General features: G+C 64.2%; 6 protein-coding genes. 4 read left to right on the forward strand and 2 right to left on the reverse strand.

Annotated elements, in window-relative coordinates:
• Window positions 1-353: 353 nt before the first annotated feature.
• Together ABI213_RS10305 and ABI213_RS10310 are read right to left on the reverse strand one after the other, a co-directional pair.
• Window positions 354-1,547: an IS91 family transposase gene (locus ABI213_RS10305; RefSeq protein WP_348026943.1), complete on the reverse strand. Its 1,194-nt coding sequence runs from the start codon at window positions 1,545-1,547 to the stop codon at window positions 354-356.
• A gap of 10 nt (window positions 1,548-1,557) precedes the next feature.
• Window positions 1,558-2,433, reverse strand: a complete 876-nt coding sequence (locus tag ABI213_RS10310; RefSeq protein ID WP_348026945.1) for a site-specific integrase — start codon at window positions 2,431-2,433, stop codon at window positions 1,558-1,560.
• 663 nt (window positions 2,434-3,096) lie between these two features.
• Between ABI213_RS10310 and ABI213_RS10315 the strand changes: the two genes are divergently transcribed.
• From ABI213_RS10315 to ABI213_RS10330, 4 genes are all read left to right on the forward strand, one after another.
• Window positions 3,097-3,270: a hypothetical protein gene (locus tag ABI213_RS10315; protein WP_348026947.1), complete on the forward strand. Its 174-nt coding sequence runs from the start codon at window positions 3,097-3,099 to the stop codon at window positions 3,268-3,270.
• A gap of 585 nt (window positions 3,271-3,855) precedes the next feature.
• Window positions 3,856-5,277: a VWA domain-containing protein gene (locus ABI213_RS10320; RefSeq protein ID WP_348026949.1), complete on the forward strand. Its 1,422-nt coding sequence runs from the start codon at window positions 3,856-3,858 to the stop codon at window positions 5,275-5,277.
• 514 nt (window positions 5,278-5,791) lie between these two features.
• Window positions 5,792-6,667 (forward strand): site-specific integrase, encoded by an 876-nt coding sequence (locus tag ABI213_RS10325; RefSeq protein ID WP_348026951.1) that lies wholly within the window; start codon window positions 5,792-5,794, stop codon window positions 6,665-6,667.
• 10 nt (window positions 6,668-6,677) lie between these two features.
• Window positions 6,678-7,804, forward strand: a 1,127-nt coding sequence (locus tag ABI213_RS10330; protein ID WP_348026953.1) for an IS91 family transposase, incomplete at its 3' end; no start/stop codon positions are given.

The following is a 7,804-nucleotide window of genomic DNA, read 5'->3' on the forward strand; positions in this document are numbered from 1 at the left end:
TGTTTAGGGTTGTGGGATACCTGCCCGGCAAGCAGCCGAGCGTGGATCGCCCACGGCCTGAGGGCAGGTGTCGCACAAGCCTCGAGGGAGGAAACCGCGGACTAAGGCGCAGCGGTTGTTAGCCGCAGGGGTCTATGGGGATTTGGGAAGCTCGGGGCGGTGATGGACGGGCACGCCGTGGGGATGGACGAGGTCGCTGGGCTCGCCGTGAGCCCGAGTGCTGCGTGACGACTCCCAGCGCCTGGGCTCGTATAGGCGGCTGCGGCACCGTTTGAGCCGCCACGCGCGCAAGTCTCCAGCCGATGCAAGCCACTGGCTGATCGGCGCAAGGCGTGGGGTTGGTTTGTCGGCGGTCATCGCGGCGGTCTTGGCGGCGGCGGTGCGCGGATGGCCATGCCGCGCGTGAATATCTGCACGATGCCCATCGGGCTCCCACAGTACCGGCAGATGAAGGTGGCAGTTGGCGGGGCCGACGCAGCAGCGTCACTGTCCGGCGCGACTGGCTCTAGTGCTGCCTGCAGCAACGCGCGCGCCAACGCCAGGCTGGCCTTGCGGCAGCCGTTGGCCAGCAGGCCGTAGTGCCGGATGCGGTGCAAGCCAGTGGGAAGCACGTGCAGCAGAAAGCGCCGGATGAACTCCGCCGGCTCCAGCGTCATGGCCTTATGGCGCGTCCTGCCCTTGGCGCGGTAGTCTTTCCAGCGGAACGTCACACCGCGCGCATCCATTGCCAGCAGCCGGCTGTTGGAGATCGCTACCCGGTGGGTGTAGCGCGACAGATAAGCCAGCACGGCTTGCGGCCCGGCAAAGGGACGCTTGGCGTAGACCACCCATTCGACCTTGCGCAGCGGCACCAGCCAGGCCTTGAAGGCGCGGGCCTCGGCCAGCGTGGCGCGCTCGCCGAAGAACCGCAGCTTGCCGCCGGCGTGCAGCCGCCACAGCTCTTCGAGGAAGCGCCGCCGGAACAAGCGCGACAGCACCCGCACCGGCAGGAAGAAGCCCGGTCGACACGCCACCCAGGTCTTACCATCGGCTGCGAGGCCACCACCGGGCACGATGCCGTGCACATGCGGATGGTGCGTCAGCGCCGAACCCCAGGTGTGCAGCACCAGCGTGGCGCCGATCTTGGCGCCCAGGTGCTTCGGATCGGCAGCGATGGTTTGCAAGACCTCGGCCGCCAGGTCGAACAACAGCCCATACAGCGCGGCCTTGTTCTGGTACGCCAGATCGGCCACAGACGCCGGCAGCGTGAACACCACGTGGTAATAGTCCACCGGCAGCAGATCGACCTGCCGGGCCTGCAGCCAGCGCTGTGCCGCCGCGCTCTGGCACTTGGGACAGTGCCGGTTGCGGCAGGAGTTGTAGGAGACCTGATCGGTGCCGCAGCCGCCACAGCGCAGCACGTGCCCGCCCAGCGCCGCGCTGCGGCACTGCTCGATGGCCGACATCACCTTGAGCTGGCCCAGGCTCAGGTGGCTGCGCTGGGCGGCACGCCAGGCCGGGCCGTGCTGATGAAAGACGTCGGCAACCTCCAAAGAGGGCCGTCCCACGACCCAGTCCTCAAGACGGTGGCAGCGGCTCCAGCGGCCCGATCACCTCGCGCAGCAAATCGGTGGCCACATGGGTGTAGATCGCCGTCGTCTCCAGCCGCTTGTGGCCCAGCAGCACCTGGATCACGCGGATGTCGACCTTGCGCTCAAGCAAGTGCGTGGCGAACCCGTGGCGCAGTGAGTGCGTGGAGATGCGCTTATCGATGCCAGCAGCATCGGCGGCAGCGTGCACGGCACGGTTGAGTTGACGTGCCGTCAGCGGGTCCGTTGGGTCCAGGCCTGGGAACAGCCAACCGCCAGGCAGCATGCGGCCCTGGGCGTGGCCGATGCGCCACCACGAACGCAGGCGTTGCAGCAACACAGGGCTGAGCATGGCGTAACGATCCTTGCGGCCCTTGCCTTGCTCCACCCGTAGCGTCATGCGCTGGCTGTCCACGTCGGTGACCTTCAGGCCGATGACCTCGCTGGCCCGCAGGCCCGCGCCATAAGCCACCGACAGCGCCGCCTGGTGCTTGACGTTGGAAGCGGCCGCGATCAGGCGCGCGGTCTCTTGCGTGCTGAGCACCACTGGCACCCTGTGCGGCAGCTTGACCGGATGCATGCGGGCCATCAGATCCAGCCGCTCCAGCGTGACGTCGAAAAAGAACCGCAGGCCGGTGAGCGTGACGTTCAACGTCATGGGCGAGGCGCCCGTGTCGACCAGATTGAGCTGGAAGTTGCGTAGATCCTCCACGGTGGCAGTGTCGGGCGAGCGATGTAGGTAGGCGGCTAGCTTACGCACGGCGCGGACGTAGGCCTCCTGCGTGCGTGGCTCCAGTTTGCGCAGCCGCATGTCTTCAAGCATGCGCTGGCGCAGCGGGGTGACCGCCGATGTGATGTTGTCCATGGTTGCTGCTCCGTCGGTGAACGAGGCGGGATTGCCTCGACATGGACGGTGGCACCAACGGGCCGATCAGTCACCAACGGGTTGCGCGAAGCGCCTACCGCGCGAGCGGTTTAGTCCAACGGCCATAAGCGGGCATTCAAGAAGGGCAGCTTTGAGGCGGCGCACCGGCCCCAAAAATGCTAGTACCAGCGCCCCTGCGACGGTCGGCTCCCGCTGGCCTAGCAGACAGTTGGCTAGGATTCGGCGATGCGTCTGTACTACATGACCTCGCTCACGACTGCTGTGGACTACATCCGTCCCGATCGCCGAATGCGTTGCGGCCATTTCCGGAAGCGCAACGATCCGTTCGAGCTTCATTGCATCAATCTCGGCGGGAACGCCGAACGCGCTCTTTTCAAGCCGTTATACGAACACTGGAGCGGATCGTTTCCAGCCTTTGCAACGTCGCGAGGGAGCCCAATAGCTGCAGCTTTTGGTCGACAGCTTAAGTTGGCCTGCGGAGAGCGACTGCCCGCAATCACCCTTTTCCAACGCCGCACTTGGGCAAGTTTTTCAACAAGCCAGCGGCGGTAGGAGGCTGCCTACGACCGCACAGGTCGTCCTCCGTCCAACTGATCCCACGGGCGTCGGTAAAATGGGTTGAGTTGATTTAAAGGAGATCTGATGTCTTTTGCCCTCTATCTACTTGGATTGGTCGTGCTGCTCAGCGGAATTGCGTGGGCTCTGGTCACGGCTGGAGTCTCCGTCACTTACGTGGCGATCGTGTGTCTGATCGTTGCCGGAGTTGGCATCATGATGGCGGTGTCGCGCACCCGTGCAAAAGATTCGTCGAGTTAAGGGACCGCACTGGGCGGTGAGTCCAAATGCCAACAAATGGCAGAAGATACCGGATGACCATCACGGGAAGCTTTAATTGCAGGAAGACCGCCTTTCGTATCAAGGGTGAAATTCCGGCGAAACAGACGCAGTGCACTTATTCGCTCTGTTCCAAGCGAGGCTGATTACTGGCGTACAACTCGCCCAGCCAGTGTCAATTGCCAACTCCAGCTTCCGACGGCGCGACTTATCGCTGGAACACTAAGCTCGTGGGGCATTACCTGTTTGTTGTACGCGCGCCTCGCTGTTGTCCTTGCCGCGCCCTCAACTGCATTCTAGGGCGACGCTGAACCAGTCTTCGCAATGGTGCCGCGGCCCGCGCACTTGAGGATGGTTCATGCGAGTTACACCGGAATTGCGACATGGCTACAGACGAGAAGCCGCCGTCCTACATCTTTACAGGGTTGGCGACTACCCGTCCGCCCAGCCTGTTTCCCTAGTATCTGTCTGGTCCAGACCAAGGAAGTTCAAGCACGCATCGTTTTGACTTACGAATTCAGGGATACATCGAAACACCTATACATAAAATCCTCTGGGAGAACACGCTTGATCAACTCACTTCTGCCGTCGTCACAGGCTGCCTTTCCCCGCCGCCTGATTCGAGGCATGTTGACTGCTTCATGCCTTGCTGCGCTGGCCGCCTGCGGCGGTGGAGGTGGCGGCGGGTCTTCCACGCCGCAACTTGGTCTCGTCACAGTGACCGTGAAAGACAGCTTCGGTGACCCGGTGCCAGGCGTGACAGTGCAGAGCGCAAACGGCATGGCCCACACCAACGCCCAGGGTGTGGCGCTAGTCTCGACGAGCTCGCCCGACTCAACCGAAACCGTTACCTTGTCGCGCGACAGCTTCGTTGCCACGTCGGTGCCGATATCCAGCACGGCCGGCCGGGTCAACGAGACGGTGATCACCCTCGAACGTGCAACTAGCCCTGCGGGCGGCTCGCGCGCCACCCGCAGCGGTGTCCAACCGGTTGTCGATGCGTCTGGGCAACAACTGAGCTTCGAGATCGAGTTGATCGTTGTCGACGGCAAGTCGCAGCCCATCGCCAATCTGGCCCTGACTGACTTCACGCTGCGCCCCTGCGCGCCCGATGCCAGCACGCCAGGCAACGACTGCATCGGCGGCGCCAGCGCAGGTTCCGGGGCGGCAGTGGACGTCGCCTACGCGCCAGTGAGTGCACAGCCCGAGTCGCTGGCATGGATCAGTGGCGCGGCGCAGGTACCCTTTGCAGCAGCGGTTCTCCTGGATCAGAGCGGCAGCATCGCAGCCACCGATCCGACCGGCGCGCGGATTTATTCGACCAAGGCATTTTTCAAGGGCTTGGGGGCCAACAACCAGGCACTGTTGGCCGCCTTTGCCGGCGCCCCCGGCGCGCTGATCACGGCGCCTCCGCTGACCGTCTATGCGCCGTTTCGGGATCAAGCGATGGCCAGCTCGGCTTACTTCTCAACGCTGGACACGCTGGCGCCCCAGATCGGCGGCGGCACGCCGTTGTACGAGTCGGTGGACAGCCTGCGGCAGCAGATAGCGACACCGACCGCAGCGGCGGCAGCGCCACCGAGCTTTGCGAAAGCGATTGTCGTGTTCACCGATGGCGCAGATACTTCCTGTGCCAGTGCCGAGAACTGTCGCCTCAGCCGTCAGCGGACAATTGACGGCGCCCGGCAGGACAGCGTTCCGATATTCACGATCGGCCTGTCCCGCTCCATCGATATGGAAGCGCTGGGCGAACTGGGAAACCAGACCGGCGGCGCCTTTCTCTACGCCGAAAACGCCCAGCAACTGGTGTCGCTTTACGGTAGCGTGAGTTCCCTTGCGGGCCTAAGCCAGCCGACCTACCGGCTGCGCTGGACCGCCACAGCCGCTGCCAGCGGTGCCTTCCGGTCGGGTCAGTCCTTGCTGGGCCATGTGCAAGTCAGGGTCGGCCAAAACAACGTCGACGTGCCCTTCGTCGTGGACATTCCCTGACGACTGGCCGGGCCTCCTGACTCAACTGGCGTAGCCCGGCCAACCAGGGACGGTAAAGGATTCAGCCGAGTCCATCCGTGAGGTCGCGGGCGGAATCGGTGCTTCTTCTAATGTCTGTCGTGCCTACCAACGGTCAAGAAAAAATGGGGCAGATATTGATCGGTGGGCGACTTCCTCGCCCACCGATCAATATCTGCGGTCCGTGACCACAGCCATTCAGCCCACGAATCCGAGCGGCAAGAGCCAGTTTTGTGCTGATGCCGCCGCCAAGGCCAATCGCTACGCCACGCTTGTTACGATCTTGGACGCTTACAGCGAAACGACTGAACGACTGAACGACTGAACGACTGATTTTGGGCTGCGAGATCGCGACAATGTAGGACTGCAATGGGCCCTAGGACTAAACCGCTCGCGCGGTAATCCTCCATTACCGCCCCGGGTCTGGCAAACGGCGCGGCTCTGGCTATGTTGAACACCGAGGCAATCGGCCTCGTTCTTCAACAGGAGCAGGACCATGATCCCATCGACCCAAGCCGTCTCGCCGCTACGCCAGCGCATGCTGGACGACATGCGCATGCGCAAGCTCGAACCCAAGACCCAGGCCGCCTACATCCGCGCAGTGCGGCGCCTGGCGGCCTTTCTCACACACTCGCCCGATACCGCCACGGTCGAAGACCTGCGCCGCTTCCAGCTGCACCTGGTCGACCGGGGCATCTCACCGATCACGCTCAACGCTACCATCACCGGCCTGAAGTTCTTCTTCGAAGTCACGCTCGAGCGCGGCGAATTGATGGCCAGGATGAGTCCGGTGCACGTGCCGCACAAGCTGCCGGTGGTGCTCAGCTGCGAGGAGGTGGCGCGCCTGATCGCCGCCGCTCCCAACCTGAAGTACCAGACGGCGCTGTCCATCGCCTATGGCGCGGGCCTACGGGTCAGCGAGATCACGGCCCTCAAGGTCGGCGACATAGACAGCCAGCGCATGACCCTGCGCGTCGAACAGGGCAAGGGCCGCAAGGACCGTTACGCCATGCTCTCACCGGTACTGCTGGCGCGGCTGCGCGCCTGGTGGCGGCTGGCCCATGCCCAGGGCAAGATGCTGCCCAATGGCTGGCTGTTCCCCGGCATGAACCCGGTGGACCCGCTGACCACCCGTCAACTCAACCGTGCGATCCATGCCGCAGCCGTTGCCGCCAGGATCGACAAACGCGTATCCATGCACACGCTGCGCCACAGCTTCGCCACCCATCTACTGGAGCAGAAGGTGGACATCCGCGTGATCCAGGTCATGCTGGGACACAAGAAGCTGGAGACGACCACGATCTACACCCAGGTGGCCACCGAGATCCTGCGCGAGGTGGTCAGTCCACTGGAGAGGCTCCAGCCCGTATAGGCCCTTGGCCATGGCGCGCCCCACCCTGGAGGTCGCCGACATCTTCCGAACCCACGGCCCCGCCTGGCGCAAGGCGCAGCGTGCACACCTGAGCCTGGGCCAGCTCAAGGTCATGTCGGCCATCGAACAGTGCCGCACTGCGGTGCTGGGCGGCCACGTGCTGCGCTGCGAAGGCTGCGGGCGCGACCAGATCGCCTACAACGCCTGCCGCAACCGGCATTGCCCAAAGTGCCAGGCCAGTGCCGCGCAACGCTGGCTTGAGGCCCGACAGGCCGATCTGCTGCCGGTGGACTACTACCACGTCGTGTTTACCTTGCCCGCGCCGATCAGCGCCCTGGCGTTCCAGAACAAGGCGGTGGTCTACGGACTGCTGTTCGAGATTGCGGCACAGACCTTGTGCACCATCGCCGCCGATCCCCGGCATCTGGGTGCCCGCATTGGTGCCACCTTGGTGCTGCACACCTGGGGCTCGACGCTGACGCACCATCCGCATGTGCACGGCATCGTGCCCGGTGGTGGCCTTGCAGCCGACGGCAAGACCTGGGTGGCGTGCCGACCTGGCTTCTTCCTGCCGGTGCGGGTGCTGTCAAGACTGTTCCGGCGGCGCTTTCTCGAAGAGCTGGGGCGGCTGCACGCCGGCGGCAAGCTGCGGTTCTCCGGCGAGCTCGCCGCACTGGCCGAGGCACGCGCCTTCAAGGCCTGGCTAGTGCCGCTGCGCAAACCCGAATGGGTGGTCTACGCCAAGCGTCCCTTTGCCGGGCCGCAAGCGGTGCTGGCTTATCTGTCGCGCTACACCCACCGGGTCGCGATCTCCAACAGCCGACTGGTCTCTTTGGACGAACGTGGTGTCACGTTCCGCTGGAAGGACTACCGGGCCAAGGGACGTACGCGGCATAAGACCATGACACTGGATGCCGATGAGTTCATGCGCCGCTTCCTGCTGCATGTGCTGCCGGGCGGGTTCCACCGTATTCGCCACTACGGGTTCCTGGCCAACGGTAGCTGCAAAGCCCATCTGGTGTGCATACGCGCATTGCTGCGACAGGCGAGCGATCCCGTGGCGCCAGCACCGGCGCCAGCACCAGCACCAGCACCAGCACCAGGGCCTGATGCCCAGGCGGAGCCGGGCCCGGCTCC

The sequence above is a fragment of the Rhodoferax sp. genome (assembly GCF_039922535.1).
Classification (GTDB): Bacteria; Pseudomonadota; Gammaproteobacteria; order Burkholderiales; family Burkholderiaceae_C; genus Rhodoferax_B.

Coding starts and splice junctions, on each gene's coding strand:
- ABI213_RS10310 (WP_348026945.1), bottom strand. CDS start 2,433: ATGGACAACATCACATCGGCGGTCACCCCGCTGCGCCAGCGCATGCTT.
- ABI213_RS10315 (WP_348026947.1), top strand. CDS start 3,097: ATGTCTTTTGCCCTCTATCTACTTGGATTGGTCGTGCTGCTCAGCGGA.
- ABI213_RS10325 (WP_348026951.1), top strand. CDS start 5,792: ATGATCCCATCGACCCAAGCCGTCTCGCCGCTACGCCAGCGCATGCTG.